At 58.9% G+C, this 26321-nt stretch carries 28 protein-coding genes and 1 tRNA gene; 9 read left to right on the plus strand and 20 right to left on the minus strand.

The window, feature by feature from the left end:
* Positions 1-623: 623 nt before the first annotated feature.
* From PSFL_RS20865 to PSFL_RS20875, 3 genes are all read right to left on the minus strand, one after another.
* Positions 624-953 (minus strand): hypothetical protein, encoded by a 330-nt coding sequence (locus PSFL_RS20865; RefSeq protein WP_397470434.1) that lies wholly within the window; start codon positions 951-953, stop codon positions 624-626.
* A gap of 100 nt (positions 954-1053) precedes the next feature.
* Positions 1054-1746, minus strand: a complete 693-nt coding sequence (locus PSFL_RS20870) for a ParA family protein (RefSeq protein ID WP_258558636.1) — start codon at positions 1744-1746, stop codon at positions 1054-1056.
* Between the two features lie 87 nt (positions 1747-1833).
* Positions 1834-1909: transfer RNA gene (locus PSFL_RS20875), tRNA-Asn, on the minus strand.
* 133 nt (positions 1910-2042) lie between these two features.
* Here PSFL_RS20875 and PSFL_RS20880 point away from each other — a divergent pair.
* Positions 2043-2537 carry a hypothetical protein gene (locus tag PSFL_RS20880; RefSeq protein ID WP_057438569.1) on the plus strand — a complete coding sequence of 165 codons (495 nt, stop codon included), beginning with the start codon at positions 2043-2045 and terminating at the stop codon, positions 2535-2537.
* On the opposite strand, the gene mug is transcribed toward PSFL_RS20880, so the two are convergent.
* Together mug and PSFL_RS20890 are read right to left on the minus strand one after the other, a co-directional pair.
* Positions 2453-3025 (minus strand): G/U mismatch-specific DNA glycosylase, encoded by a 573-nt coding sequence (gene mug, locus PSFL_RS20885; RefSeq protein ID WP_169989660.1) that lies wholly within the window; start codon positions 3023-3025, stop codon positions 2453-2455. The genes PSFL_RS20880 and mug overlap by 85 nt on opposite strands.
* Positions 3018-3890: a LysR substrate-binding domain-containing protein gene (locus PSFL_RS20890; protein WP_057438570.1), complete on the minus strand. Its 873-nt coding sequence runs from the start codon at positions 3888-3890 to the stop codon at positions 3018-3020. The genes mug and PSFL_RS20890 overlap by 8 nt, the downstream gene beginning before the upstream one ends.
* A 135-nt stretch (positions 3891-4025) precedes the next feature.
* Here PSFL_RS20890 and PSFL_RS20895 point away from each other — a divergent pair, with 135 nt between their 5' ends.
* Genes PSFL_RS20895 through PSFL_RS20910 form a run of 4 tightly spaced genes read left to right on the plus strand, consistent with a single transcriptional unit; the run spans position 4026 to position 8205 of the window.
* The gene (locus PSFL_RS20895; RefSeq protein WP_115128655.1) at positions 4026-5078 is read left to right on the plus strand and encodes an agmatine/peptidylarginine deiminase; all 1053 of its coding nucleotides are present in this window, start codon (positions 4026-4028) and stop codon (positions 5076-5078) included.
* 4 nt (positions 5079-5082) lie between these two features.
* Positions 5083-5991 (plus strand): N-carbamoylputrescine amidase, encoded by a 909-nt coding sequence (aguB, locus tag PSFL_RS20900; RefSeq protein WP_057438572.1) that lies wholly within the window; start codon positions 5083-5085, stop codon positions 5989-5991.
* A 1-nt stretch (position 5992) separates the two neighbouring features.
* Positions 5993-7078: an extracellular solute-binding protein gene (locus tag PSFL_RS20905; protein WP_170044371.1), complete on the plus strand. Its 1086-nt coding sequence runs from the start codon at positions 5993-5995 to the stop codon at positions 7076-7078.
* Positions 7079-7098: 20 nt separating this feature from the next.
* Positions 7099-8205, plus strand: coding sequence for an agmatine/peptidylarginine deiminase (locus tag PSFL_RS20910; protein WP_057438574.1), 1107 nt, complete (start codon positions 7099-7101; stop codon positions 8203-8205).
* 9 nt (positions 8206-8214) lie between these two features.
* Here the strand turns inward: PSFL_RS20910 and PSFL_RS20915 are convergent, their stop codons facing one another.
* The 3 genes from PSFL_RS20915 to PSFL_RS20925 all read right to left on the minus strand — a co-directional run bounded on the left by PSFL_RS20915 (position 8215) and on the right by PSFL_RS20925 (position 12453).
* On the minus strand, positions 8215-10074 hold the full coding sequence (locus PSFL_RS20915; protein ID WP_115128653.1) for a DUF3857 and transglutaminase domain-containing protein: 1860 nt from the start codon (positions 10072-10074) through the stop codon (positions 8215-8217).
* A gap of 112 nt (positions 10075-10186) precedes the next feature.
* Positions 10187-11080, minus strand: a complete 894-nt coding sequence (locus PSFL_RS20920; protein WP_057960253.1) for a bestrophin family protein — start codon at positions 11078-11080, stop codon at positions 10187-10189.
* 74 nt (positions 11081-11154) lie between these two features.
* Positions 11155-12453, minus strand: coding sequence for an MFS transporter (locus PSFL_RS20925; RefSeq protein WP_397470435.1), 1299 nt, complete (start codon positions 12451-12453; stop codon positions 11155-11157).
* Between the two features lie 984 nt (positions 12454-13437).
* Between PSFL_RS20925 and PSFL_RS20930 the strand changes: the two genes are divergently transcribed.
* The gene (locus PSFL_RS20930; RefSeq protein ID WP_397470436.1) at positions 13438-13809 is read left to right on the plus strand and encodes a hypothetical protein; all 372 of its coding nucleotides are present in this window, start codon (positions 13438-13440) and stop codon (positions 13807-13809) included.
* 294 nt (positions 13810-14103) lie between these two features.
* Here the strand turns inward: PSFL_RS20930 and soxR are convergent, their stop codons facing one another.
* Together soxR and PSFL_RS20940 are read right to left on the minus strand one after the other, a co-directional pair.
* The gene (gene soxR, locus PSFL_RS20935; protein ID WP_120733650.1) at positions 14104-14598 is read right to left on the minus strand and encodes a redox-sensitive transcriptional activator SoxR; all 495 of its coding nucleotides are present in this window, start codon (positions 14596-14598) and stop codon (positions 14104-14106) included.
* A gap of 16 nt (positions 14599-14614) precedes the next feature.
* Positions 14615-14857, minus strand: coding sequence for a hypothetical protein (locus PSFL_RS20940; RefSeq protein ID WP_305461097.1), 243 nt, complete (start codon positions 14855-14857; stop codon positions 14615-14617).
* Between PSFL_RS20940 and PSFL_RS20945 the strand changes: the two genes are divergently transcribed.
* Together PSFL_RS20945 and PSFL_RS20950 are read left to right on the plus strand one after the other, a co-directional pair.
* Positions 14849-15559 carry a tRNA (adenine(22)-N(1))-methyltransferase TrmK gene (locus PSFL_RS20945; RefSeq protein ID WP_128592911.1) on the plus strand — a complete coding sequence of 237 codons (711 nt, stop codon included), beginning with the start codon at positions 14849-14851 and terminating at the stop codon, positions 15557-15559. The two genes, PSFL_RS20940 and PSFL_RS20945, sit on opposite strands and share 9 nt — an antisense overlap.
* A 57-nt stretch (positions 15560-15616) precedes the next feature.
* Positions 15617-15916, plus strand: coding sequence for a DUF3144 domain-containing protein (locus PSFL_RS20950; protein WP_057438578.1), 300 nt, complete (start codon positions 15617-15619; stop codon positions 15914-15916).
* 46 nt (positions 15917-15962) lie between these two features.
* Here PSFL_RS20950 and PSFL_RS20955 read toward each other — a convergent pair whose 3' ends face one another.
* Positions 15963-16583, minus strand: a complete 621-nt coding sequence (locus PSFL_RS20955; protein WP_397470437.1) for a LysE family translocator — start codon at positions 16581-16583, stop codon at positions 15963-15965.
* A gap of 347 nt (positions 16584-16930) precedes the next feature.
* Between PSFL_RS20955 and PSFL_RS20960 the strand changes: the two genes are divergently transcribed.
* Positions 16931-18805, plus strand: a complete 1875-nt coding sequence (locus PSFL_RS20960) for a hypothetical protein (protein ID WP_315492561.1) — start codon at positions 16931-16933, stop codon at positions 18803-18805.
* Positions 18806-19064: 259 nt separating this feature from the next.
* Here the strand turns inward: PSFL_RS20960 and PSFL_RS20965 are convergent, their stop codons facing one another.
* From PSFL_RS20965 to PSFL_RS21005, 9 genes are all read right to left on the minus strand, one after another.
* A complete protein-coding gene (locus tag PSFL_RS20965; protein WP_057438581.1) occupies positions 19065-19691 on the minus strand; it encodes a glutathione S-transferase family protein in 627 nt (208 codons plus the stop codon).
* Between the two features lie 68 nt (positions 19692-19759).
* Positions 19760-19927, minus strand: a complete 168-nt coding sequence (locus PSFL_RS20970; RefSeq protein ID WP_169960220.1) for a DUF2986 domain-containing protein — start codon at positions 19925-19927, stop codon at positions 19760-19762.
* A gap of 92 nt (positions 19928-20019) precedes the next feature.
* Positions 20020-21387, minus strand: coding sequence for an ATP-binding protein (locus PSFL_RS20975; protein ID WP_057438582.1), 1368 nt, complete (start codon positions 21385-21387; stop codon positions 20020-20022).
* Entirely contained in the window at positions 21384-22046 is a 663-nt protein-coding gene (locus tag PSFL_RS20980) for a response regulator (RefSeq protein WP_120733641.1), read from the minus strand. The genes PSFL_RS20975 and PSFL_RS20980 overlap by 4 nt, the downstream gene beginning before the upstream one ends.
* A gap of 11 nt (positions 22047-22057) precedes the next feature.
* Positions 22058-22702 (minus strand): tetratricopeptide repeat protein, encoded by a 645-nt coding sequence (locus PSFL_RS20985; RefSeq protein WP_397470438.1) that lies wholly within the window; start codon positions 22700-22702, stop codon positions 22058-22060.
* On the minus strand, positions 22699-23508 hold the full coding sequence (locus PSFL_RS20990) for an SDR family oxidoreductase (RefSeq protein WP_057960196.1): 810 nt from the start codon (positions 23506-23508) through the stop codon (positions 22699-22701). The genes PSFL_RS20985 and PSFL_RS20990 overlap by 4 nt, the downstream gene beginning before the upstream one ends.
* Positions 23495-24169, minus strand: a complete 675-nt coding sequence (locus PSFL_RS20995; RefSeq protein WP_057438586.1) for a TenA family transcriptional regulator — start codon at positions 24167-24169, stop codon at positions 23495-23497. The genes PSFL_RS20990 and PSFL_RS20995 overlap by 14 nt, the downstream gene beginning before the upstream one ends.
* Positions 24166-25647, minus strand: a complete 1482-nt coding sequence (locus tag PSFL_RS21000; RefSeq protein ID WP_397470439.1) for an AMP-binding protein — start codon at positions 25645-25647, stop codon at positions 24166-24168. The genes PSFL_RS20995 and PSFL_RS21000 overlap by 4 nt, the downstream gene beginning before the upstream one ends.
* Entirely contained in the window at positions 25637-26314 is a 678-nt protein-coding gene (locus PSFL_RS21005) for a thermostable hemolysin (RefSeq protein ID WP_057438588.1), read from the minus strand. The genes PSFL_RS21000 and PSFL_RS21005 overlap by 11 nt, the downstream gene beginning before the upstream one ends.
* Positions 26315-26321: the final 7 nt, after the last annotated feature.

The following is a 26321-nucleotide window of genomic DNA, read 5'->3' on the forward strand; positions in this document are numbered from 1 at the left end:
CTTTTTTAAATTAAATGCATCGTTTGTTTTGCTAGCGCATGAATAAATTCCCCTGGGGGTTTTATACTTTGAATTGGTTTTCGGATGCCAGTATTTTTATTTATTTTTGGCAACTCTTTAGAAGGCTTCGATCTAGCACGTTTCTAGTGAATGATTAACTATTCTGTTGAAAATTTACTTTCAGTCAATACAAAGTCTGATTCTGGACAGCTCTATTAGGATTAACTGATTGCCACGACGCGAGTGAGAAACGAAAAGTCACACACCATTGTAAGGGTGCGCTATCTTACAATCAGATGAACGTATGAATAATTGTCGGTTGGCGAACTGAATTTTTTAGCACTGAACTATAGTTTTCTAGTCCGTGGTTATGTTTCTATTGTCAGTTTTCACTCAGCACCAACATACCTTGACTCCGTTGTATTTCATGGTGATTATCGGCAACCGCGGCAGCGTTCCAGCCATGACTGTCTGGGTGGCCAGCAGCCAATCATCCTGCAACTGGATACAACTAAGCGAATCTAAAAGTCGCACTCAAGTGGATAATCCTAAGAAGGGCGATTGCGATGCGTGGCAGCCAAAGCGGGTAGCTTTTCGTGAGGTAATGCCGAGCGAGGTATTCTTCACCTCTGCTGAAATGGTCTGATTGCCCTAATCAAGCGAAATAGCTCTACCGGGTATTGAGCATCATCTAACGCCTCATGGTTTCCCTCCGATTTGGGGTGAAGCCAAGCGGCCATCTGGCTTGAACGCGTTCCGGCCCAACTCGATTCTGTCGCCCCCATATAAAGCGCTTTGATATCCAGTGCGGCGAAGCCAAAAGGGTTCGACTTCAGAAGGTAGTGGAAATAGTAATTGATGAACGACCAGTCAAATGGGGCGTTCAGTCCAACAAACACGGGCACACCGTCTGCACCTGCCGCCCTCTCTACCCAACCCTGAAATTGCATCATTGCAGCTTCTGGGCTTAACCCCTCGAGTTCGAGGGGCTACAGGGACAGCCCTGTTACTGCCAGTGCTTCTTGATCGAGGTTGGCCGAAATTGGCTTCGGTTCACACGAAAAAACTTGTTCTGGATCGTATTCCGTCTAGCAGATTCAGCACAGTGAAAGCCTGCTGGGTGATCTGGGTGGGGGGCGTCGCAAAAATATCGCTGTCCCAATCAGATGGCCGAACCACTACAAAACCAATGCCCCAATCGCTTTGAATGAAGTGGTATTGAGGCATTGCTAGCTCATCGGCTATATCGTGTACCAGGGCTAAAATGTCGCTACGTAAGGCCTTTGGTCTGTCTACAGCGCGTTCGATGGGTGGGATCACCATGTCGGCACCTAAAAGGGCCATTTCCAGGATGATGGATCGTGCGCCTTGTGTGTCGACCAGTACGAGGTCGAAATCTGGTTCAAACGTCGAGATGAGGTTTTTGAGTCGAAGGCGTCCCTCGGCGGCGTGGAGTAACAGAGTGCCTAGCTGGTTGAAGGGATCATTTGAATGAATGAGGGAAAGGTTGGGTATGCAGGTTTGGGAGATGATCTGATCGCGTCGGGTCTCATTGATGGCAATCAGCTCGTAGGCGCCGCCAGGTGCTTCATGCGTTAATGCATAAAACGACGACAGCGAAGGCTGATTATCTAGATCAATGAGCAGGGTGCGAAGACCGGAGTCGGCGCAGAACGCGCCTAGACTGGCTGTGACCGTGGTTTTCCCCGGTCCGCCTTTTGTTGAGAGTACTGCAGCTATTTTCATGGCAATGGTCTCTAAAGTGAAGAATCAGAGACGACGCGTAGATTATGCTATGCCTGGATCACCAGCTTGGGTGATCCGATTGAGATATGGCTCCACGACCTGGACTCGAACCAGGGACCCAATGATTAACAGTCATTTGCTCTACCAACTGAGCTATCGCGGAATGCGGCGTATCTTACTGATTGAAAAGGATAAGTCAAACGTTTTGTATGATTTTCAGCCTGTGCGTGGCAGGGTGTGGAAACGTTTTACTCTTCGCCGAAATGCTATGGATATTGGGCGTTTAAGGAAAAACCATGAATATCAGCTGGTTGGATTTAGCCTTCGGCGCGGTGGTGGTTATCGGTCAGGGGCTGTCGTTCTGGTTCATGTACTGGCTGTTCAAGAAGCTGCGCAAACCCAAGTCGGCAGCTCCTGCCTATGCCCCCGGTACTGGCATTGATGGCAAGGCGATTCCGGTATTGGCCAGTTTTGTCGGGTTGCGCAGGGTGCCTTGGGTGGCGTTGGCCACCAACAGCCTCAACCCGGTATTTCGTCTTGATGGCCAGCAGATGATTTACCGGGTTTTACGTCAGAAGCAACGGCCGTTGTGCGATGTGTCGCGGGTGGATGTGCGCAGTGCTTATGGCACCTTTAATCTGGTGTTTGAGTTCAGCGACTCGCCGTTCACATTGATCGTGAACCTGGGGAGTGCGTCGCGCATGGCTTATGTGCTGTCGTTGCTGCCACCCAGCATGCCGCTATCTGAACGGGCGCAAGCAGCGCGGCTTCCAGGGAATGCTGCCAAATAGAGCTGCCCATACGCCTGCACCAATTGCTCCAACGTAAATGCCAGATTCCGCCCGCTGGGATTGGGCAGTACCCACACGGCAGCATCCCCCAGTGTCTGCGGTTGCAGCCCCCACGCCACCTCGCGCAGCCCCGACAGCGCGCAATAACCCGCCTTGCCCAGGAACGCCACATGGCGCGGTGCATAACGGCGGATCTTGTGTTCAAACCCGTTGGCCGCCGCCTTGAATTCATCCCGCGACAATTGATCGGCCCGCGCCGTTGGCCGTTCCACGACGGTCGTCAGCCCGCAGTGGTACTGCAGCAGCGTCCGGTCATCCTCAGGTAGCACTTGATGCGCAGTGAACCCGGCCAGGTGCAAGGTGCGCCAGAAGCGGTTGCCACGCCCGGCAAAGTGATGGCCCTGCGCGGCCGCCAGCAGGCCCGGATTGATCCCGCAAAAAATCACCGCCAGGCGCTCGGCCAGGATGTCCTCCAGTCCTTCACTCATGTGCGGCACCCTGTGCCAGGTTGTCCAGTAACCACTGGCTGAAGCTGCGCGCCAGTGGGTCGCTTTCGCTGTCGCGGTGGGTCAGCAAGGCCCAGTTGGGGCCGCGAATGGTGGCGTCGACCAAGGGGTGCAGCAGGCCATTTTCGCGTGCGTGCTGGCTCAGTAACTGGCTGACCAGTGCGATCCCCAGGCCACCGCAGGCCGCGTCCAGCAGCAGGCCGGGGTCGGAAAAATTCAGCCCCTGGTCCTGCTGGCCGACATCAATCCCGGCTTCCACCGCCCAATGGCTCCAATCCATTTCCCGCTCGCCATGCAGGGTGGTGCGTTGCTCGCGGGGCAGGGCCAGTACGCTGGGGTGGGCGGCGGGATACAGGCGGTCGGTATGCAGCACTTTGAAGCTGCACTCGGCCTGGGCGCTGATGTCATCGCGCACGGCGAGGTCGATGGTCTGGGTGGCCATGTCGGGTACTTCGTCGGTGCTGAACAGCCACAAATCCACGTCCGGGTGGTGCCGGCGGAAGTCGGCCAGACGCGGCAGCAGCCAGTGGCGAGCAAAGGCTGGGGTGGTGTTGAGCACCAGTTGATTGGCCTTGCGGTACTGCCCCAGCCGGCGCACACCCACGGACAACTGCTGCAACAGGGCCTGGGTGGTGCTGAGGAAATCATGGCCGGCATCGGTCAGGGCGACGCTGCGCCCGTTGCGAAAGAACAGCGGCTGTTCCAGGTACGCTTCCAGGCTACGGATCTGCTGGCTGATGGCCGATTGGGTCAGGTGCAGTTCGTTGGCAGCCTTGTGAAAACTGCCCAGCCGCGCCGCCGCTTCAAAGCCGCGCAGTGCCCCCAGGGGCGGCCAGTGTTTAAGCATGCTGATAAGTTTTTCTAATCATTTATCTGCAAAATCCATCGTTTGTTTGGCGGTTTGGCCAAACGTAGCATGGATCCCCATAGCGTGTACGCCGTTTTTGGTGAACACAAAGGCTTAACTCAGAAGGGGGTTGTCATGCTGCAGAACGAGATGCCACACAGCGGCTGGAGGATGCCGGCGGAATGGGCCAGGCATGCTGCGACCTGGATGGTCTGGCCCCATAACCAGGCGCTCTGGGAGTCGGGATGGCGCGTAACGCTGGCCCAGGTGCAGGCGGATTTTGCCCGGGTCGCCAATGCCATCGCGCGGTTCGAGCCGGTGAAGCTGGTGGTTGACCCTTCTGCACTCGACACGGCCAAAGCCCTGTGCGGCCCCAACATTGAACTGATCGCGCTGGCGGTCAACGACAGTTGGTGCCGCGACTCCGGCCCCAGCTTTATTGGCCACCCGCAATTGGGCTTGGCCGGTGTGAGCTGGCGTTTTAACGCGTGGGGCGGCAAGTCAGCCTATGACCTGGATGAAAGCCTCGCTCGGCGCACCCTCAACCACTTGGGCCTGCCGTGCTTTGGCACGCCGTTGAGCAATGAAGGCGGGGCGATTCATGTGGACGGTGAGGGCACGTTGATCACCACCGAGTCGGTGTTGCTCAACCCCAATCGCAACCCGGGCATGAGCAAGGCCGAAATGGAGGCGATCTTTGCGCGCTGGCTTGGGGTGACAAAAACCATCTGGTTGCCAGGCGACCCGCAGCATGTCACCGGGGATGTGACCGATGGCCATGTCGATGGCGTGTGCGCCTTTGCCCGCCCCGGCGTGCTGCTGGTAGATGCCACGCACGACCAGGGTTCGGTGTACGCCGAGGTCGCACGGGAAAACCGCCGCGCCCTGGAATTGGCCACCGATGCCAAGGGCCGCCGGTTCGAGTTGATCGAACTCTTTGAGGCCAGCGAGGCGGTGGATGCCGACGCCGAGGTGTTTTGCGCCTCCTACACCAACTTCTATATTGCCAACGGCGCGATCATCATGCCCGCCTATGGCATCGCGGCGGACCAGGTGGCTGCCGATGTGCTGGCCCAGGTATTTCCGGATCGTGTGGTGGTGCCGGTGCGCATCAACCACCTGGCCCATGGCGGCGGCGGTGTGCATTGCATCACCCAGCAGCAGCCAGCCTGGCCGGTAAAGGAGTGATGCCATGCGCCAGCTGACCATTGCCACCACCCAGATGCCCTGCACCTGGAACCTGCAACACAACCTTGATCAGGCCGAACAACGGGTGCGTGAAGCGGCGGCCCAGGGCGCGCAGGTCATCCTGCTGCAAGAGCTGTTCGCCACGCCGTATTTTTGCATCGAACAACAACACAAGCACCTGGCCTTGGCTGAAGAGTACCGCCACAGCGCGGTGCTCAAGCGCTTCGCCGCGCTGGCCAGGGAGTTGGGAGTAGTGCTGCCGCTGAGCTGGTTCGAAAAGGCCGGCAACGCCTACTTCAATTCACTGAGTGTGGCCGATGCCGACGGGCAACTGCTGGGGGTATATCGCAAGACCCATATCCCCAACGCTATTGGCTATCAAGAGAAGGAATACTTCAGCCCCGGCGACACCGGCTTCAAGGTCTGGGACACCGCGTTCGGCCGCCTCGGCGTGGGCATCTGCTGGGACCAGTGGTTCCCCGAGACCGCGCGTTGCCTGGCGTTGCTGGGCGCCGAGGTGTTGCTGTTTCCCACTGCCATCGGCTCCGAACCGGGTTGTGCCAGCCTGGACTCCCGTGATCACTGGCAGATGACCATGCGCGGGCATGCCGCTGCCAATCTGCTGCCGGTGGTGGCGGCCAATCGTGTGGGTCGGGAAGTGGCGAGCAGCGACTCAACCTTGCAGATGGAGTTCTACGGCTCGTCATTTATCTGCAACCACAAAGGCGCGTTGCTGGCCGAGGCCGACCGCGCCAGCAGCGGTGTGCTGCTCCAGTGCCTGGACCTGGCGGCCATGGCCGAAGAACGCCTGACCTGGGGCATCTACCGCGACCGCCGCCCTGACATGTATGGCGGTTTACTGACCCAGGACGGTCGCCACCTGCATCCACGCTGGCAGACCCAAGGGGTATGACATGAAGCTGATCCACTGCACCCTGGCCCTGAGCATCGTCATCCCGACGGTACAGGCCGATGAAAAGATCCTGCGCCTGTACAACTGGGCCGACTATTTTGCCGAGGACACCCTGGCGCGCTTTACTGCCGAAACCGGGATCCAGGTGATCTATGACGTGATGGATGGCAGCGAAACGCTGGAGGCCAAGCTGATGGCCGGTGGCAGTGGTTATGACCTGATCTTCCCGGGCGATACGGTGGGCGAGCGCTTGATGCGCGCCGGCAGCCTGCAGCCACTGGATCCGGCAAAACTTGAGGCGCTGGAGGATATCGAGCCGGGCCTGCAACAACTGCGCAGCCATTACCGCGCGTCCAATCAGGCCACAGTGCCCTATACCTGGGGCACGATTGGCCTGACCTATAACGCAGAGCAAATCCTACAGCGCATGCCGAATGCGCCGGTCAATAGCCTGGACCTGTTATTCAAGCCGGAACTGGCTCGCCAATTTGCCGATTGCGGCATCTCGCTGATCGACTCGCCCGACGAAGTACTGGCCGTGGCGCTGATCTACCTGGGGCGCGAACCGCGCAGTGCCAAGCCCGAGGACCTGGCTGCGGCCAGCGCCCTGTTGCTCAAACTGCGGCCGTATATCCGCAAGTTTCAGTCGCAACCGGTGACTGACCTGGTCAATGGCAACCTGTGCCTGTCCCTGGGCTACAGCGGCGACATGACCCAGGCGCAGCGGGCGGCGGATGCGGCGGGTAAAAAGGCGCGCTTCCAATACCACATCCCCCGCGAGGGCACGACGGTGTGGATGGACACCATGGCCATCCCCGTGGATGCACGGCATCCGGAATACGCCTACGCGTTTATCAACTTTGTCATGCGCCCAGAGAACATGGCGGCCATCAGCAATTTCACCGGCTACCCCACGGCCAATGCCAAGGCCCGCGCCAGCGTCGATCCGGCCATGGGCAACAACCCGGACATTTACCCGGACGACGCCACCTTCAAACGACTGGTGGCCGGGCAGGATATTCCCCAGGCCGATATGCGCGCACGCATGCGGGTTTGGACTAAGTTCAAGACGGCCATCGGTCAATGACGGTCAACCCAGAGGTGCACATGAGCACACGTCGCCAATTCATCCAACAGGCCGCGGTGGTGGCCGGCCTGGGCGCCGCCGCGTCCATGGGGCTGCCCGTCTACGCGGCGGTCCAAGGCCGCTGGTTCATGCCCGATGAGGGCGAGAAACACCAGCGCGCCTTTATCGCCTTTGGCGCCCAGGAGGCGATTCACCAGGACTTCACCCCCGCTGTGCAGGACGCCCTGGGCCGTATCGCTCGTACGATTGCCGAGTACGAACCGGTCACGGTGTTCTGCCGCGAAGATGAGCGTGAGCTGGCCGAAGAAAAATGCGGCACCCGTAACATCACCTTCGTACACGCCGAGCTGGATGACATCTGGATGCGTGACACCAGCGCCAACTTTGTCGTGGATGACAATGGCCAGTTGGGCGCAGTGGACTTCAACTTCAACGGCTGGGGTAACAAGCAGCAGCACGCCGACGATGCCGAACTGGCGGCTCACGTTGCCGAGCTGGCAGGCGCAACTTACATCCGCAGCGAACTGGTGGGCGAGGGCGGTGCCATCGAAGTGGATGGCCATGGCACCGGGATCATGACCGAAAGCAGCTGGATCAATGCCAACCGCAACCCCGGCTGGAGCAAGGCCGACGTCGAGGCTGAGCTGAAGAGCCGACTGGGCTTGCGCAAGATCATCTGGTTGCCGGGTATCAAGGGCAAGGACATTACCGACGCCCATGTCGACTTTTACGCACGCTTTGTCTCGCCGGGCGTGGTCATCGCCAACCTGGACACTGACCCTGAATCCTACGACCACCAGGTGACGTTGGCCCACTTGGACATGCTCAAGCAGGCTAGCGATGCCGATGGCCGGCCGCTGCAAATACACACCGTGTCGCCACCGCTGAACCCGCGTCGCAACCGGTTCAGTCGGGATAACCCGGACTATGCCGCCGGCTACATCAACTACTTCGTGATCAACGGCGCAGTGATTGCGCCGCAGTTTGGCGACAAAGTCGCCGACCGCAAGGCCTTTGACTTGCTGTCCAGGCTCTATCCGGGGCGCAAGGTGGTGCAACTGGATATCGACGCGATTGCAGCCGGCGGTGGTGGCATTCACTGCGTGACCAGTCACCAGCCGGCATGACCTTGGGAGTTACAGCGTCTGCACGATGATCTGGCTCTTCAGGTCGTTGACCATGCTTTCGATCACCGGCTTCATCGCCTTGAAGTCCTCGGGGCTGCACACGGTATTGGCATGGGCGAACTTGAAGTGGCGGGTAATCAGCACCGTGTTGCCTTCCTTGGCGTAGGTGGCCTGGTAGTCAAAACCGGCCTGTTGCAGGGACTGTGGCTTGGGCACGGCGAGGACGGTGACTTCCTTGGGGAACTCGAAACGGGCCTGCTCCTGGGTTTCTCCCGAGAGGCAACCGAACTCTTGGGTGCGGTCTTTTTCCGAGGCGAAGGCAAACACGTTCTGTGCAATGCCGCCGACCAGGCTGCTGAGCGCCGGCACGCCGGTCGGGCCTGGCAGGTTGACCAGGTTGTCGGTGCGCCCTTCAAGGGTGTTCTTGAACGGGTTGACTTCATCCTGCAAGGAGTCGCTTTTGAACGTGCCCTGGCCCGTTTGCCCGTACCAGCCGAGGACGTTGCGGATCATCGAGTCGCGGTCAGCCGGTTTCATTGCATTGAGCAGGTAGCGATTGAACTCTGAGCCCCAGCCTTCCACGGTGGTGGCATGCACAAAGTCCGCCGCGCCGTTGCTGTCGACCTTGAACAGCAGGTCGTTGGTGACCTTGCCGGTTTGCGCGGCCGGGGTCTTGGCCATTTCGCCGGACTGCGTCAACAGTACTGGCTTGCCCAGCACCGGGATCGGCAGGTAGCCCGCGGCAATGGCTGTGGCGGTGGAGTCCAGGTACAGATCCAGGGCCGGCACATAAGTGATCGCATGGTTGAGCACACCCAGGGTGGGCACTTTGGCCAGGGTGTAGCTGTTACCCAGGTTGACCAGCACCGGCGAGCTCTCGATCGCTACCGCGCGCAGCATGGCTTCCAGCAGGGCCACATGGTCCTTGCAGTCGCCATAGCGGTTGTCCAGCACGGCCTGGGCCGGATGCGGTACTACGCCGCCCGCGCCGACATACACCGCTACATAACGAATGTTCTTACGAACCCAGTCGCTCAGGGCCAGGGCTTTGCTGCGCGGGGTGCTCAGGTTGGCCGTAAGTTGCTTGGCCAGGGCGGCAATGGCCGGCGTCACTTCGACCTGGGCTCTGGCCTCATAGGCCTGGGCAAAGTCCTTGTAGCTGGCGAACGTCGAGACCGCGAGGAATTGGCCGTAATCGACGTAGGACACGGCGCCGGTTTCCATGCGCGCCTTTTCCTGTGGTACGTAGTCCCAACGGTACACCTTGCGCCCGGCAGCCGCGGCCGGGGTGCTGGCCTTGAAACCCCGGGCATCGACGAACAGCGGCTTGTCGGCTGGCAAGTCGTAGCTCAGGCTCAACTGCTCGGCATCGTAGAAGTCCGGCACGTAGAAGTCTTCGAACTGCTGCGGGAACAGGGCAGTGGTGCGCTGGCGCTGGTAGCGCAGAACCAGCCGGTCACCGACCGCTACCTCTGGAAATATCACCACTTTGACCCGCGAGTCCTGGAACATCGGCGCCTCGGAAGAGGCGGTCTCCTGTTGTTCCTTGATCTGCTCGGCGCCCACCTTCACCTTGCGGCCGTCGGGCTTTTGGGTGAAGGCTTCAAGCACCTCGAGGTTTTCCAGGGAGCGGTTGTAGCTCAGCGAACGCTGTGCGTTGTCTTTGATCGCTCGCTCTTCATTGATCCGCGTGACCAACTCAACCATCTGGACAAAGCTGCCATCGGCATTGATCACGTACGACTGGTGGTTTTTTTCGAAGGTGGCCGAATGGTCGGTTTCATCGGTGGCGGCTTGGGCACTTAGCGTACAGGCAAGCAAAAAAAGTGCGCCCAGCAGGCGCATCGAGTGCAGGTAAAAGCTTTGCATAGAGATCCTTCTGATTAATGCGACGCTCACTCTGCGGGGAAGAGCGCACTGTGATAAACGAAATGTTTAATGCGACTCATTATTATCTATGCGCTCGAAAAATGCAGGCTTTTTAATGGCCCCTGCGAACATCCCCCAACGAATCCCGCTGCATCGACTGCAGGTTTTTCTCGATGGTTTCGCAGATGGCCTCTGTCTGGATCTGGTGCTCGCTGGAGCGAAACGGGCTTTGCAGGTCGGTGCCGATGCGTTCGATGGCCAGCAGCATAAAACCCACCACCGTCGATGCCAGTGGGGTGAACCAGCCCAGGGACTCCACCAGCCCCACTGGCACGATCAGGCAGAACAGCGAAATAAACAGCCGGGGGAAATACACATAGGGGTAGGGCAGTGGTGTGTTGGCGATGCGCTCCATGCCGCCCTGGCTGTTGGACAGATCGACCATGGTTGATTCCAGCCGCGCCAGGCGAATGCTGTCCAGGCGCCCGGCCTTGTATTCGCGGGCCAGCAGGGCCGCGGAGCCGGTGAGGATATCGTTGGCAAAGTTGTTGGTAGCGCCGTTGCGCGCGAACTCATCCCCAGGAATAAATGCCCGCACTTCCTCCGGGCACGGCTCGCCCCGCAGGTGCGACGCCAGGCAATTCACATAGGCCACGTGGCGGCGCAGCAAGGTCGACTTAATCGGATTGACCTCGTTGTCGGGGTCATCCAGCAACGTCAGCACCTGCCGCGCAAAGCTGCGTGAGTTATTGACCATCGCGCCCCACAGCGTGCGTGCCTCCCACCAGCGGTTATAGGCGCTGGTATTACGAAAGCTGATCAGCACCACCAGCGCCGAGCCGAGCAGCGTCAGGGGCATCAGCGGCAGGTTGATCTTGGCGTTGAGGAACAGCATGAAGTCCACGGTGACCGCAATATCCCACAGCAGCAGCCAGAACAGTGCCCAGCCGACATAGCCCATGGTCTTGATAATCAGGCGGTACTTTTTGACGATGGCAGCTTTCAAACACAAACCTCCGAGCGGGCGAAAAGCATCGATGCCCTAGCTCGGACGGTGTTTGCGCGAGAAAGGTTCGCGCCTTATGCGTCGTGCAGGGAAATGCGCGAGGTCTCCGGCAAGGCCAGGCCGCCGGCCAGCGCGAGCAAGGCCACGGCAATCAGGTAAAACGCCGGTGACAGGTTGCTACCGGTGGTGCTGATCAACCAGGTCGCCACCAGCGGCGCGGTGCCGCCGAAGATCGTGTAGGCCATGTTGTAGGTGATCGCCGAGGCGGTGTAGCGCGTGCGGGTCGGGAAGGTCTCCGAGAGCAGGGCGGCCGTGACCACGCCGCACAATACCGCGCCCACCGCCAGCAGCATCACGCCGATGATGGACGCGGCGAACGAGCCGGAACTGGCCATCAGGAACGAGGGGTATACCACCCCCATCAACAGCCCGCAGGCGGTCATTACTGTGACGCGCCGCCCGACCCGGTCGGAATACCAGCCGGCCAGCGGGCATATCGCCGCAGCGAAGATCAGCGCAATCAGCGACACCAGCAACGCCGTCGCCCGGCTCAAACCACCGGCCACCTGCAGGTACGTGGCAAAGTAGGTGGTGAACATATAAAACGACAGCGCCGTCAGCGACACAAAAGCGCCCAGGCAGCAGATTGCCGCGCCATGGTTGCGCAGGGTTTCCTTGAGCGGCGAGTGGGCCACCGCGTGTTCCTGCTTGACCGCCTGGAACGCCGGGGTTTCATCCAGCCGCCAGCGCAGGTACAGGCCCACCAGGCCCAGCGGTGCAGCGATCAGGAATGGCAGGCGCCAGCCCCAGCTGCCCATGGCTTCGGCCGACAGCGAAGCCTCCAATGCATAGGCCACCACCGCCGCTGAGGCAAAGGCGGCAAAGGTCGATACCGGGATAAAGCTGCCATACCACGCCCGTTTATCGCTGGGCGCGTGCTCCATCAGGTAGGCGCAGGCGCCGGCGTATTCACCGCCGGCGGAGAAGCCCTGGGCGCAACGGATCAGCGACAACAGGATCGGCGCCGTGACGCCAATCGCGGCATACGTGGGCAGCAGGCCGATCAGGGTCGTGGCCCCGGCCATCAGCAAAATCGTCATCGCCAGGGTGCGCTTGCGGCCGATGCGATCACCCAGCATGCCAAAGAAAATTCCGCCCAGAGGCCGAAAGGCAAAGGCCACGGCAAACACCGCGAAGGTCTTGAGCAACGCCGCACTGGCATCGCCACTGGGGAAAAACTGCTGGGCGATGGTGGTGGCGAGAAAGCCATACACGGCGAAGTCGAACCACTCGACAAAGTTGCCGATACCGGCGGCGGCGATGACTTTTCTCAGGGTTTGCGGCGGGACCTGTTCGGTGGATGCACGCGTCATGGCGGGGCCTCGGCATTTCGTCAGTAATCGTTCGATTATCAGGAAAGTGCCCAGGGCGGCTTACTTCAAAAGTGTCATCGGCGTAGTCAGCACCGACCTGCCAAGGCAATGAAGATCCAATGTGGGGGGCTTGCCAGCGATAGCGGCGGGTCAGCCGACATCAATCCCAGCAGTACCGCCGCCATCGCAGCCTCGCTGGGGCTCGACAGCTCCCACCTCGATCTTCAGCGGGTGGAAGATTGCATTTCACTACCACCGCAGGATGCATACGGTACTCAATGTACTGAGGATCCAATGTGGGAGCTGGCTTGCCTGCGATAGCGGTGGGTCAGCCAACATCAATCCCAGCAATGCCGCCGCCATCGCAGCCTCGCCGGGGCTCGACAGCTCCCACCTCGATCTTCAGGGGGGGAGGATTGCATTTCACTGCTACCGCAGGATGCAAACGGTGCTCAATGTACTGAGGATCCAATGTGGGAGCTGGCTTGCCTGCGATAGCGGTGGGTCAGCCAACATCAACCCCAGCAATACCGCCGCCATCGCAGCCTCGCTGGGGCTCGACAGCTCCCACCTCGATCTTCAAGGGGTGGAGGATTGCATTTCAGCTGCCACCGCAGGATGCATACGATGCTCAATGTGCTGAAGATCCAAGATGGGAGCTGGCTTGCCTGCGATAGCGGTGGGTCAGCCAACATCAATCCCAGCAATGCCTCCGCCATCGCAGCCTCGCTGGGGCTCGACAGCTCCCACCTCGATCTTCAGGGGGGGGAGGATTGCATTTCACTGCTACCGCAGGATGCGTACGGTACTCAATGTACTGAAGATCCAAGGTGGGAGCTGGCTTGCCTGCGATAGCGGTGGGTCAGCCAACATCAATCCCAGCAATACCGCCGCCATCGCAGCCTCGCTGGGGCTCGACAGCTCCCACCTCGATCTTCAGGGGTTGGAGGATTGCATTTCAGCTGTCACCGCAGGATGCATACGATGCTCAATGTGCTGAAGATCCAAGGTGGGAGCTGGCTTGCCAGCGATAGCGGCGGGTCAGCCGACATCAATCCCAGCAATACCGCCGCCATCGCAGCCTCGCTGGGGCTCGACAGCTCCCACCTCGATCTTCAGGGGGGAGGATTGCATTTCAGCTGTCACCGCAGGATGCATACGGTGCTCAATGTGCTGAAGATCCAAGGTGGGAGCTGGCTTGCCAGCGATAGCGGTGGGTCAGCCAAAATCAATCCCAGCAATGCCGCCGCCATCGCAGCCTCGCTGGGGCTCGACAGCTCCCACCTCGATCTTCAGGGGGTGGAGGATTGCATTTCAGCTGCCACCGCAGGATGCATACGATGCTCAATGTGCTGAAGATCCAAGATGGGAGCTGGCTTGCCTGCGATAGCGGTGGGTCAGCCAAAATCAATCCCAGCAATGCCGCCGCCATCGCAGCCTCGCTGGGGCTCGACAGCTCCCACCTCGACCTTCAGGGGTTGGAGGGTCGCATTTCAGCTGCCACCGCAGGATGCATACGGTACTCAATGTACTGAAGATCCAAGGTGGGAGCTGGCTTGCCTGCGATAGCGGTGGGTCAGCCAACATCAATCCCAGCAATACCGCCGCCATCGCAGCCTCGCCAAGGCTCGACAGTTTCCATCTTGATCTTCAGGGTTTGGAGGATTGCATTTCAGATGCGGCAGCGGCGCGTTCGAGGATCCTCGGCCCCGGTCCTTCCTGGCTCAAGGTATCGCCGGGGTTGCGCAACGGGCAGTCGTTGAGCGACAGGCAGCCGCAGCCAATGCAGTTGTCCAGGCTGTCGCGGAGGGCTTCCAGGGTTCGGATGCGTTCGTTGAGGTTGTCGCGCCAGGCCGAGGACATTTCTCCCCATTGCGCGGCCGTCAATTTGCTGTTCGGCGGATAGCGGCCCATGGCGCGTTTGATCTCTTCCAGCGGAATGCCGGTGCGTTGCGCCACTTTGATAATCGCAATGCTGCGCAGCACCAGCGACGGGAAGCGCCGCTGGTTGCCGGCGTTGCGGGTGCTGGCGATCAAGCCCTTGGACTCGTAGAAGTGCAGGGTGGAGATGGGTACGCCACTGCGCCTGGCCACCTCGCCGATGGTGAGGGAGCGCACACCGTCCGGGTTCTTTTCTGCTGCCATGGGGGTTGCCCTAAAGTTAGGTTGAGGTTTTATAGTCCTGCCCGATCTTTGCTGCAACCGCTTTCTGCGCGAGCTGCTCAGCCTGCGCCAGGCCATTGCCCAGGCGCAGGCCGTGTCCTATGGCAATGCCGTGGACCTGTACAAGGCGCTCGCCTGGCGGGCGCCGACGGCGGTGCTTTACCCTGCGGCGCGCACCGCGCATCATGCGCGCCCGCACTGAGGGCAAAAGTGCCGCGAAAAGGAACAGCAGTTGAACCACAACACATTGTCCAAGCGCCTAGAGCGCGTGGCGGCCCAGGTACCGGCCGGCGCGCGCCTGGCTGATATCGGCTCGGATCACGCCTACCTGCCGGTGGCGTTGATGAACCGTGGCGCGATTGTCGCGGCAGTGGCCGGCGAGGTGGCGTTGACGCCGTTCCGCGCCGCCCAGCGCACGGTGTGCGACAACGGCCACGAACTGCACATCCACGTGCGCCTGGCCGATGGCCTGGCGGCTATCGAACCGGCCGACCTGCTCGACGCGGTCAGCATCTGCGGCATGGGCGGCGAGACCATCCGCGATATCCTCGAGCGCGGCAAGGCGCATCTCAGCGGCCGGGAACGCCTGATCCTGCAACCCAACGGCGGCGAACAACCGCTGCGCCTGTGGCTGATGGACAACGGCTATCGCATCCTCTGCGAGGAACTGCTACGGGAAAACCGCTTCGACTACGAAATCATCGTCGCCGAGCGCAGCGGGCCGGTGAGCTACAGCGCCGAGCAGCTGTACTTCGGGCCCCTGCAGATGCAGGCCCGCAGCCCGGCGTTCCTGGCCAAATGGCAACGCCTGCTGCGCTACAAGCAACGCACCCTGGATCAGCTGGCCCAGGCCCGACAAGCGTTGCCCGAACAGAAAGTGCAGGAACTGGCGCAAGAGGTGCGCTGGATCACGCAGTTGCTGGAGGCGACGAACCCGGTCTAGGGTCTTGCCTGCCGCAAATGTTTCAATGACTCATTTATCCAACCCAGGTGTTCCACCATGCCAGACGCTACCGACCAAGCCTTCTACGACCGCGCCGACGCGCATATCGAACTGTCGAACGAGCAATTGAAAACCCTCGAGAACCTGGGCCAGGTCAGTGCCTCGATGATGTTCGGCACCACCCGTTTCAACGCCTGGGCCAGTGCACGCAACTTCAAGTCCGGCGCGGAAATGGCCGAGGCGCGGGAAGCGATGTTGAAGTACTTCTGTGAGCAGTACCGGATGATGCTGGAAGACAATCTGGATGATCACATCAACAACTTCAGCCAGTACATGACAGCCCCGAAGCCGCAGTGATCCAGGGGCTCGACAGCGCCCACCTTGATCTTCGTCGAAGCCCTGACTAGCGTTTGCTCAATGCCAGGCGGGCCGCGAACAGCACAAAAAGCAGGCCGGTGCTGCGGTCCATCCAGGTGATCACCTTGCTCCGGCGCAGCACTGCGGCCAGTGGCTGGGTGGCGCCGATCAGGGTCAACGACCACGCCATGCCGAGCACCACATGGATGCTCACCAGGCCGAATGTCCAGGCGATCAACGAATGGCCCTGGGGAATGAACTGCGGCAGGAACGACACATAGAAAATCCCGATCTTGGGGTTGAGCACATTGCCCAGCATGCCTTTCAAGAACCAGCGGGTGCCGGGTTGGGCGTGAGCCTCACCGACCGTCAGGGAGGTGCGTGGGCGCAGCAGCATATTCAGGCCCAGCCAGGCCAGATAAGCGGCGCCGCAGTACTTCAAGAGGTTGAAGGCCACCTCCGACACTGCGATCAACGCACCCAAACCAAAGGCCACCGCCGCGCCCCATAAGAAACAGCCCGCATTGATACCCAATGCCGCACGCAATGCCTGCTGCTTGCCTTCCACCGTCGCGGTACGCAACACCAGCGCGGTGTCGAGCCCGGGAGTGAGGGTCAGGAGGGTGGCGGCGAGGGTAAAGGCGAGCAGATTATCGGCGATGGACATGGGGCAAGTGCCTGCACAATGTTGTGTCTGGATAGATGCTATCACGCAGCTAGGTGCCCGGCAGGGCGCTTTCGCCCGTCTATGAGCACAGAGCCTCGATAACGCCGAACCGTAGTCACTTAACCAGCTTGCAAATGAATGCCCGTAGTTGCCATGCCTCGTTTGGTCCCGGCGTCAGCCCAGTGAGCAAAATTTTGAAAGTCATGTATAGACGCATGTTTTATCGGTGGCACCTTGCTATTATGACACCCGTTTAACAAGGAGGGGGCCGCAGGGTTATTTTATGTTTATACATTGATTCCAAGTCGGGAAAAACTATCTATTAGAAAGTCAATGCTGATTTTCATATGGAAATCATTAAGCGGTTGTTAGGGATTTGTATTATGTCTAGAAAATTGTATCGGGAGTGCTACATTCCTGGCGTACTAGTTGTTTTGTTAATGTTGGTGGTGTCATTTTTTATCCGGGTTGGTGATTTTGAAAAAGTTCCGCCCGCACCGAATATGGAGGCCAGCTATCATGTGATTTTGACCATGAGCGCACTTAAAGAGTCTCCAATTGTGAATCATTGGTTTTTGCCGACAGTTTCATTGGGTGGCACTCTGGATAAAAATATTCCTTGGGGGGCAACAATACCGACCAGTACAGGAGACTATGTTTATACGAGCTTTGCCTCGAGCGGATTTTTGGCTCCATATTTTACATTTAGTGCGTTGAATATTGAGTTTTCTCTGGAGAATTTGGCAAAATTTAATTTTGTGATTGGTGCTCTGAGTGCATTGATTATCTATACTTGGCTCAGTCAGTTGTTATTTTTTTGCGGGTTCAGAAAGTGGTCTGCTGTCTCGGGTGGGGTGGTCGGGGCGGCGGTGGCGATCTTTAGTCGTGAAGCGCTCCTTTCGCATGGCGTGCTTTATTGGGTTCATAGTTTTTATCAGATAATTTTAGTACTTTCGTTATTCGTTTTTTTTAAGTACCTATCTTCGGAGAATGAACGAGCGTCACGTGTTTATGGGTGGATTTTAGTTGGCTTGGCATTTTGGGGAGCTTCCACAGAATGGACAGGTTATGTTTTTAATGCTGGGATATTTTTCATCCTGCTGTTTGATAGATTGAAAGTACCCTTTTCGAAGGCGCTTGCAGTCAAGGTTTTCATAGCGACTTTTTTTGCTGGCATATTGACGATTGTGCATTATGGGGTAGTGACGGGATTCGAATCGTCAATCAATTCATTCATAGCGCGCTTTTTTGCAAGAAACACCTCAACAGGTAGCCTCTATAGCCTGTTTGAAGGTTACGCGCTTTCATATGGCCTGTTTTTACTTGTCGTTGCTGTGTTTTTCCCTGTTGTTGCGTTTTTTTCGGCTAAAAAAGATGTGCGCCTCGCAGTGTTCTGGAGCCTGCTGGTGGCGGCCAGCGTACCGCTGATAGAAAATTTGGTAATGCTTCAGCATGCACAGGAGTTTTCTTTCGATCGTTTAAAGATGTTACTGCCCATAGCGATGATTCTGTCCTTTTATTTTGCTTGGCTAGATACTAAATGGCGTAGCGTTTTACTCGCTCTTATCCTGGCTTCAGCAGTGTACGGATTTTATTCATACAAGGTTTACAACGAGCGTTATTCAGCCTGGTCTGCAATGGATGCTGAAAACCAAGATCTTAAAGTGCTTGTACTCAAGGAAGTCGATATTGATTGTGCTGTCTTATCGTCGAACACGCGTGTCCGAGCTTATGCAAATCTGTTGTTTCATCGAGGTATTTATGAGTCTAGCTCTGATCTCGTCGTTAAGGATGATGCAGTAGATTCATGCGCGAGTGTGCATTTGACAGCAAGCGTGCCATTTGTAGATCTCCCTGAGTATCTAAGTGCTTTAGTCTGGAAGGAGGGGGAATATGCCGTAAGGTTTGATAAGGAAGGAGGCGTGTGGAAACGCACCGAAGTGCGGCTTGCTTCGGATAGTATTTTGGCAGCCGATCTTTCAGATGCGAACTGGAAAAAAGGAATATCCACAGCCTTTTCAGGTCTTGTCATTGCAAACACGGTAAGTAATAGGGTTTCTATCGCTGTCGGAAATTATTTGATTTTTGGTGGGGCGAAAGGTCGCCTGATAACAAATATCACCTATACGGGGCCGTATATGAATGTTTTTGTTGAGGGCGGAATTATAAATTCAGATATTGCAGGCTATCCAAATAAGATTCATGTTGTTAAGAAATTGTAAATGCCTCGTTGGAGGAGGCTATTTCCATATACTTACGCCGGGATGTTGGAGTGTACTCTGCGAGGGAAGTACTGGCAGGATGGTGTTTATTCAGAGAGCGAAAGGCGACTGGTCCTACGTTCAGACTTCGTTACTCAAGGCGAACATTCAATGGCCGGGGCAATCCATCTAGAAAGTATGCCACCTGCCGGCATGGGGACATCCCGAAAAAAGCCGGCAATTATGCCGGCTTTGGAAGGGCAGTCAAATGCCCGGTGATTTACTGGGCAAACGCGTATTCCCCACCCTGTTCCAGCGCCTTGCGATAGGCCGGCCGGGCCTGGAACCGCTGGACCCACGCCGCGAGGTTCGGGTACGCCGGCAGCTTGCCCTGGGCCTTGGCGATTTCGCCAATGAAGCTCATCTGGATATCCGCACCGCTCAGTTCCTCACCCAGCAGGTACGGTGACTGCGCCAGGGCGTCGTTCAGGTAACCCAGGTAGTTGGCCAGTTCCGACTCGATCCGCGGATGCAACGGCGCACCGGCATCACCCAGGCGACCGACGTACAGGTTGAGCATCAGCGGCAGCATGGCTGAGCCTTCGGCAAAGTGCAGCCATTGCACGTAGGTGTCGTAGGCGGCCGTGGCCGGGTCGGGTTGCAGGCGACCCTGGCCATGGCGGCGGATCAGGTAGTCGACAATGGCGCCGGACTCGATCACCACGCGGCTGCCATCTTCAAGCACCGGCGATTTGCCCAGCGCGTTGATCGCCTTGAGCTCTGGTGGTGCGAGGTTGGTTTTTGGGTCGCGCTGGTAGCGCTTGAGCGCGTAGGGCAGGCCGAGTTCTTCGAGCAGCCAGAGAATGCGCTGCGAGCGTGAGTTGTTGAGGTGGTGAACAATCATCATGGGAAGCTCCGCCGGGTGAGTGTGGGTGTCTGATAGCAGACTGTTGCGCCGGCGTAGAGTGCCCTGAATCAGTTGGGCGTGTCAGGGGAAATGGTCGGGTCCTGAGGCGGCTGCGCTTCCAGCTTCAAGCGGTCGGCCTTGCTGATGTACTTGTCTTTGCTTTTGGGGGCCAGTTTGGCACTGGCCTTTTTGGCGTTGGCTTTTAATAACTGATTGATCTTTTTACGACGGTTCATGCGGTTTACTCGGCGCGTTGATCTTTCGATGATATCAGCTCAGCAATCGGGCGAGTGGGCTTGGCCAAATGCTTTTACGGGCATGCACCGACCTAAAGCCGGGCAAACTCAAAGGTTGCCCGTAAACCACCCGATGGCCGGTTTTCCAAGCGGACCTGTCCACCCAGGCGATTTGCGATGGATTGCACGATGGTCAGGCCCAGGCCTGCGCCGTGGTCGTTGCCACGGCTGTAGAAGCGCTCAAACAGTCGATCACGTTCTGCTTCATCAATGCCCGGCCCCTGGTCTTCGACACTCAACTCGTAGTGATCGTGGTGTTTGGCCAGCCCGACGGTGATGAGCCCTCCAGGCGGGGAAAAGTTTGCCGCATTGCTCACCAAATTGTTCAAGGCAATCTGGATGATCCCGGTGTCGACTTTGACCAGGCCGACTTCGTCGACAGGGTCGAACACCAGCTCAAGTTCCTTGCTCAAGAGCCAGGGTGTCATCTGCACCAGACTGTCCCGGACTGTCGCCACCAGATCTGTTTTTGGCGCCTCAAGGGCGGAGGTGCGGGGTTCAATACGGGCCATGGTCAGCAGTTGATTGACCAGTCGGGTGGTACGGTCGACACCTGCCATGAGGTGCTCAAGGGACGCGCGTCGATCATCCTCGCTAGCGGCATCCTTCAGGTTTTCTGCGTGAACTTTAAGCACCGCCAACGGTGTGCGCATCTCATGGGCGGCGTCGGCGATAAAACGCCGCTCGCGCCCCATGACCTCCTGGATTTGTGCGAGCACGCGGTTAAGGGCGGCCTGCATGGGCTCCAGTTCAGTGGGCAATGGATTCAAGTGCAAGGGTTCAAGCGAGCCTGGATGCCGCGCGCGCAGGGTTTGCGCCATGTTGACCAGGGGTTTCAAACCCCAGCCAATCGCCAGCCAGATCACTGCGGCAAGCAGCACGCAGCCAATCAGATTGGGCAACACCGTATGGCGGACAATCCGATTCACCAGATCGTCACGCACGTCGTCACGCTCGCCCACCCAAATCTTCAAATTATATTGCGCATCCTCCAAGACAAACGCGCGCCATGCTCGGTTGTTGACGTCCGTGATGGCGCTGAAACCGGCCTTGCTCGGTGGTGAGGTAAACGCGGGTGCGCTGGCGGTGTGAACCAGCAACGTGCCGTCCGAGTTCCAGACCTGGAACGCGATCTTGCTTTCATACGGATGGCCATCGACCTTAGGCACGGCAAGCCCCAGCGCTTGATTGAACGCCTGGTACAGCTCTGCTTGCTCCTTACTGGCCATTGGCATGCGCATCACGCCTTGCAACAGACGCGCGTTTTGCGCCAGTTGGGCGTCGTAGACCTCGTCAATTTCATGATTGCTGTCATGCAGGTTGACGGCGGTCATGATCAGTAGACCGAGGAACAGCAGGCCAAGAATCAAGGTGAGCGTGCGCTGGCGAATGGAGGTCATGGGCGTTCGTCCACCAGATAGCCGACACCACGGATCGTTCGGATCAACTGGCTGGAAAACTTCTTGCGCAGGTGATGGATATGCACTTCCAGCGTGTTGCTTTCCGCCTCCTCGCTCCAGCCGTAGAGTATCTGCATCAGTTGATCGCGGGTCATGACTCGGCCAGGAGGGGAAAGCAGTTCATGGAGTAACTGATACTCCTTGGGGGTCAAGGCCACGGGCTCGCCCAGATAGCTGACTTGCTGGGTACCGGGGTTCAGGCTGATGCCCGCGTGTTCAATCAGCATCTGGGCCCGGCCAGCGCTGCGTCGCAACAAGGCCCGTATCCGGGCTTTGAGTTCTGCGAGGGCGAACGGTTTTATCAGGTAGTCATCCGCTCCGGCATCCAGGCCGGCGATACGGTCCTCGGTGGCGTCCCGGGCCGTGAGGATCAGGACCGGCAGGTTGGAGCCACTGTCACGCAGGCGACGCAGGACGTCGAGCCCGTCCATTCGTGGCAGACCGAGGTCGAGCACGGCCAGATCAAACGTTTCGCTGAGCAGTGCGTGCAAGCCGCTGCTGCCGTCCTGCAACCAGTCGACGGTGTAGCCCTCGCGCGTGAGGGCCTGATGAATACCTTCGCCCAGGCCCATGTCATCCTCGATCAGTAGTAAGCGCACACGGACTCCTGTCAGTCGAGTTTCTGGTTCACTTGCTGCAGTAACGCTTCGATTTCCGCGCGGCGCCCGGCGTCAGCGGTTTCACGGCCTGGCCTCGGGGCTGCCTGCAGGGCTTTTTGTAGCGCCTGTCTGGCTTGGGGGTAGCGTTTTTGACGGTAAAGGTGATCGCCCCAGAAGTACAGACTATCAATGCCGTCTGGGTTCAGTTGCAATGCTTGCTCGAGCAATTGTTGTGCTTTGTCCGAATCGCCGAAACCAATAGGCCAGCCCGGTACCCGATCATACAACGCGGCGAGGCTGGTGTAGGCCGAGCCTTGCAGGGCTTTGGGGTCCAGGGAGAGGGCTTTTTCCAGGTCGATCTTCGCCTCCTTGACCTTGCTCAACGCGCCGAGCCCACCCTGGGCGCCAGCCCAACTGCTGGTGACGATACCGGACCAGATCCAGGCCTCGGCGACGGATTGGCGATCCTGGGTAAACGCGCTGGCTTGGGTGGCGAGTTGCTCGAACTTCGCCGCGCGCTGGTCGGCGGGTAATTCGTATTGAATATGCGCCCAGCGCTGCTGGATGTCGTTGAGGCGTTGCTGGTCAGCGGCGTCCAGGGCCCAGACGGCCGGGCTCAACGCGCCGAGTAATAGCAAGCAGAGGGTGTTTTTCATGGATTGAGGTCCTCGTTGTCAGTCTTTTGGCTCAGGCGACGGATCAGGGGTAGGTGCTTGCGCAAGCTTCGGTCAATCAGGTTGGGCAGCAGGCTGTTGAGGCGTACAAAAAACCGTTCCGGCCAGCCCAGGTACAACTCGCGATGGTCACCGGCAATGGCGCGGATCACGGCCGAGGCCACGGTTTGAGGGTCGTCGACATTCGCGTTGAGGGCGTCGTTGAGCGCCTGCGCGGCCGGACTGTTCATGGGGGTGCTGGTGGCGCGTGGCGCGACATACAACACACCCACGCGGGTGTCTGACAGCTCACGGCGCAAGGCTTCGGAAAATCCACGCAAGGCAAATTTGCTTGCGCAGTAGCTGGCGTAGCCGGGGTAGCCAATCGAGCCATAGGTGGAGCCAACGTTGACGACCATCGCGCTGCTGGCCTGCTTGAGCAGTGGCAGGAGGATTTTCGTCAGGCAGATAGGCGCGCTGATGTTGACTGCCAGCATGGCGTTGATATCGCTGTCCTCGAGCTGCTCCAGCATGGCGAAGTGATTGACCCCGGCGGCGTTGATCAGCAGGTTGATACCGCCCATTGCCTGCGCAGCGGCCAGCACCTTGCGACGGTCTGCCAGGAACGTCAGGTCGGCGCCAATCCAGAACACCTGCTGTGGATAGCGCTCGAGCAGCGGCGCCAACGACTCGCGGTGGCGGGCGACGGCCAGCACCTGGGCGCCGTTGGCGCACAGTGCGTCAGCAATCGCCGCGCCAATGCCGCCGCTGGCGCCGGTCAAGACCACGCGAGCCTCAGACAGGCGCATGCAGGCTCTCCCCGTCACGCGGCAAGCCACGGAACATGTCGGTGTAGAGTTTGTAGACCACTTTGGAGGCATGAATGACTGCCGCCTGATCACTCGGGTCCTGCAGTTTGTCCATCAGTCGGCGGTAAGTCTGCATGTGCCCGATATCCAGGGAACCGTGGGAGCTGAGGTAGCTGAAGGCGGTTTCCGGCAGCTCAAGGCGATCGCGAATGGCCCCGGCGGCGTGGGTGGCAAGGGCGATGCTGGTGCCTTCGAGGACGTTGACCATGCCAAACAGACCTACCGGGTTATCCCGGGCGATCAGGTCGTAGAGGAAACTGGTCATCAACTCGATGGGCAGGGACGGATGACCGTCGCGTACCGCCTCTTTGTCGCCGCCACAGGCCTGGATGTCGTTGAGCACCCATTTTTCATGGCCGTATTCTTCTTCGATGTACTCACAGACTGCTTCACGCAGCCATTCCAGGCGCGTCGGCAGGCGCGCGCCACAGGCCATCATCAACGGCACAGTGTGGCGTACGTGGTAGTACGCCTGGGTCAGAAACGCCCGATAGCTCTCCAGGCTGACCTTGCCCTCAAGGGCATCGCGGATGACCGGTAGGGTGAACAGCTCGTTGCGTTCTGCTTGAGTGGCGATTTGCAGGGTGTCGAAAAAACTCATGATGCGGATACCTCGGAAGGGGTCGATACAGTCAATTGCGCCTGGTAACGCTCAACAATGGCGTCGCGGCGCGGCCTGCCATTGGCGGTCAGCAGACCATTAGCGGGCGTGAACGGTTGAGGCAGCCGGGTCCAGTGATGGACCTGGGCGTATTGGGGCAGGGCCTCGTTGGCCTGGGCCACCGCGGCCGCCAGTTCGTCATCGGTGCAATCGGTGCGATGGGGCCACAGCAGCGCATGGTTGCTTGGCATGGCTTCGCCGTAGACGAAGGCCTGGGCAATATGCCGGCGTTGGGTCAGTTCGGCCTCGACCCATTCCGGATTCACGTTGCGCCCGAAGCTGGTGACAAATTGATGCTTTTTGCGCCCCTTGAGATAGAGGAAACCGTCGGCGTCAAATTCGCCCAGATCGCCGCTGGACCACCATTGGTCGACGCCAGCGGGCTCGCCCAAATAACCGAGCAAGGTAGAACCCTTGATCAGCACTTCGCCATCTTCAGCCAGACGTACCTCTACGTGAGGCAGGGGTTTGCCGACACTGCCGGGACGATGGGCCTCGGGGTGGTTGAGGCACACCACCGACGCACACTCCGACAGGCCGTAGCCTTCGTAGACACGCATGCCGAGGGTGTGCGCACGGTGCAGCAGTTCTTCTGAAACCCGCGCACCGCCCACGGCGGCAAAACGCAGGGTTTGAGGATTGAAGGCTTTTTGTTCGCCAGCGTTGACCAGCAGCAGGAGAAGCTGCGGCACCAGAATCAGGCTTTCGGGGGCGCGAGCGGCCAGGCAGCCGAGCAATTGCGGGACGTCGACGCCGCTGGCCCCTTGAATCCCCAACACGCTCTGGCTTGGCAGGCTCAGGGTGACGCCGGCATAAAGGGCGGCATAACAACCGATATTTTCCAACAGGATTGCCAGGGGCAGCACCGCGAGGTGGTGCCGTGGATCGTTGGGTTGGCTGGCCTGATACAGCTCGCGGGCAACCCTCAAAATACTCTCGGCGCTCAGGCACACGCCTTTTGGGGTGCCGGTGGTTCCTGAGGTAAACGTCAGTTTGGCGGTGTGTTCGGGTAAGCCGGACGCACCGTTGAGGTTTTTGCGCCAGAACTCGCCGGTTTTCTCGAAACCGGCGGTTTGCAGTTCTGCCTCCAGTTGCGGTTCGGCGATCACCAGCTCTGCCTGGCTTTGTTCCAGGCAATGCTTGCGTTGAGCCGGGGTGAAAAACGGCGGTAGCGCCAGGCACGTCAGCCCTTCGAACAGCGTGGCCAGATCCCAGAGCATCGCTTCGACGCCATTGTCCAGCGCCAGCGCGACCACCTTGATCCCCTCATCGCGCAGTCGCTGTTGGCGATAGTTAAGCTCGGCGTACAGGGTGGCGTAGTCCAGCTTCAACTGATCGCCCCACAGGGCGGTGGTGTGTGGCGTGCATTCAGCGTGGCTGCGTAGGATTTCCTTGAAACGCTCCATTTCAGGCGACATAAGTGGCCTCCTCAAGCGATGTGGGCAACCCCAGGCGGTTGAACACGCCGATATTGCGTAGGTGGACAAAGCCTGCGCGGATGTTGCCTACATGCACCCAGGGCTTGCTGTCGTAATAGCTGCCCCAACTGTGGCGGTCAGCGCCTAGCCGCTCGGGGTCGGCGGCGCAGAGCGTCAGCGGTTTTAATCCCAGGCGATGGAAGCTGTTGACCAGCCCGATATTGCCGGTAAAGGCCACCCATTCCAGGCCGCCCATGGCCAGCAGATAAGTGAGGGTAATGATGCTCAGGCGTGCGCTGCCGTTGTCACTGGCCGCCAGATTGCCCACCTCGACGATGCCGGTGCGTTCGACGGGGCGCTCGGCTGCCGTGCCGATCAGCGCTTCAATCGACGCGTCCAGATACCGCTCCAGAAACAAGGGTTCAGTCTTGGCCAGACGCACACCGGCGACGGCGCAAAGTTCGCCAGACGCGCTGCTTACGCCAAACAGTTCCGGCATGAAATAACGAATGTCAGCACCATGTGCCTGGCGAAAACGTTGCTGGACAAAGGTTTCGAAGACCGCGCGCAGCGTGTCGCCGGGCAAGGCCCTGAGCAGATTCATCTGCGAGGACTCGGCTTGGCCGAAGTGAAGCGGTAAAGAGAGGTGCCAGTCGAAATGGGCCATTGGATAA

The organism is Pseudomonas sp. DD1 (genome assembly GCF_044510355.1).
GTDB lineage: Bacteria > Pseudomonadota > Gammaproteobacteria > Pseudomonadales > Pseudomonadaceae > Aquipseudomonas > Aquipseudomonas shahriarae.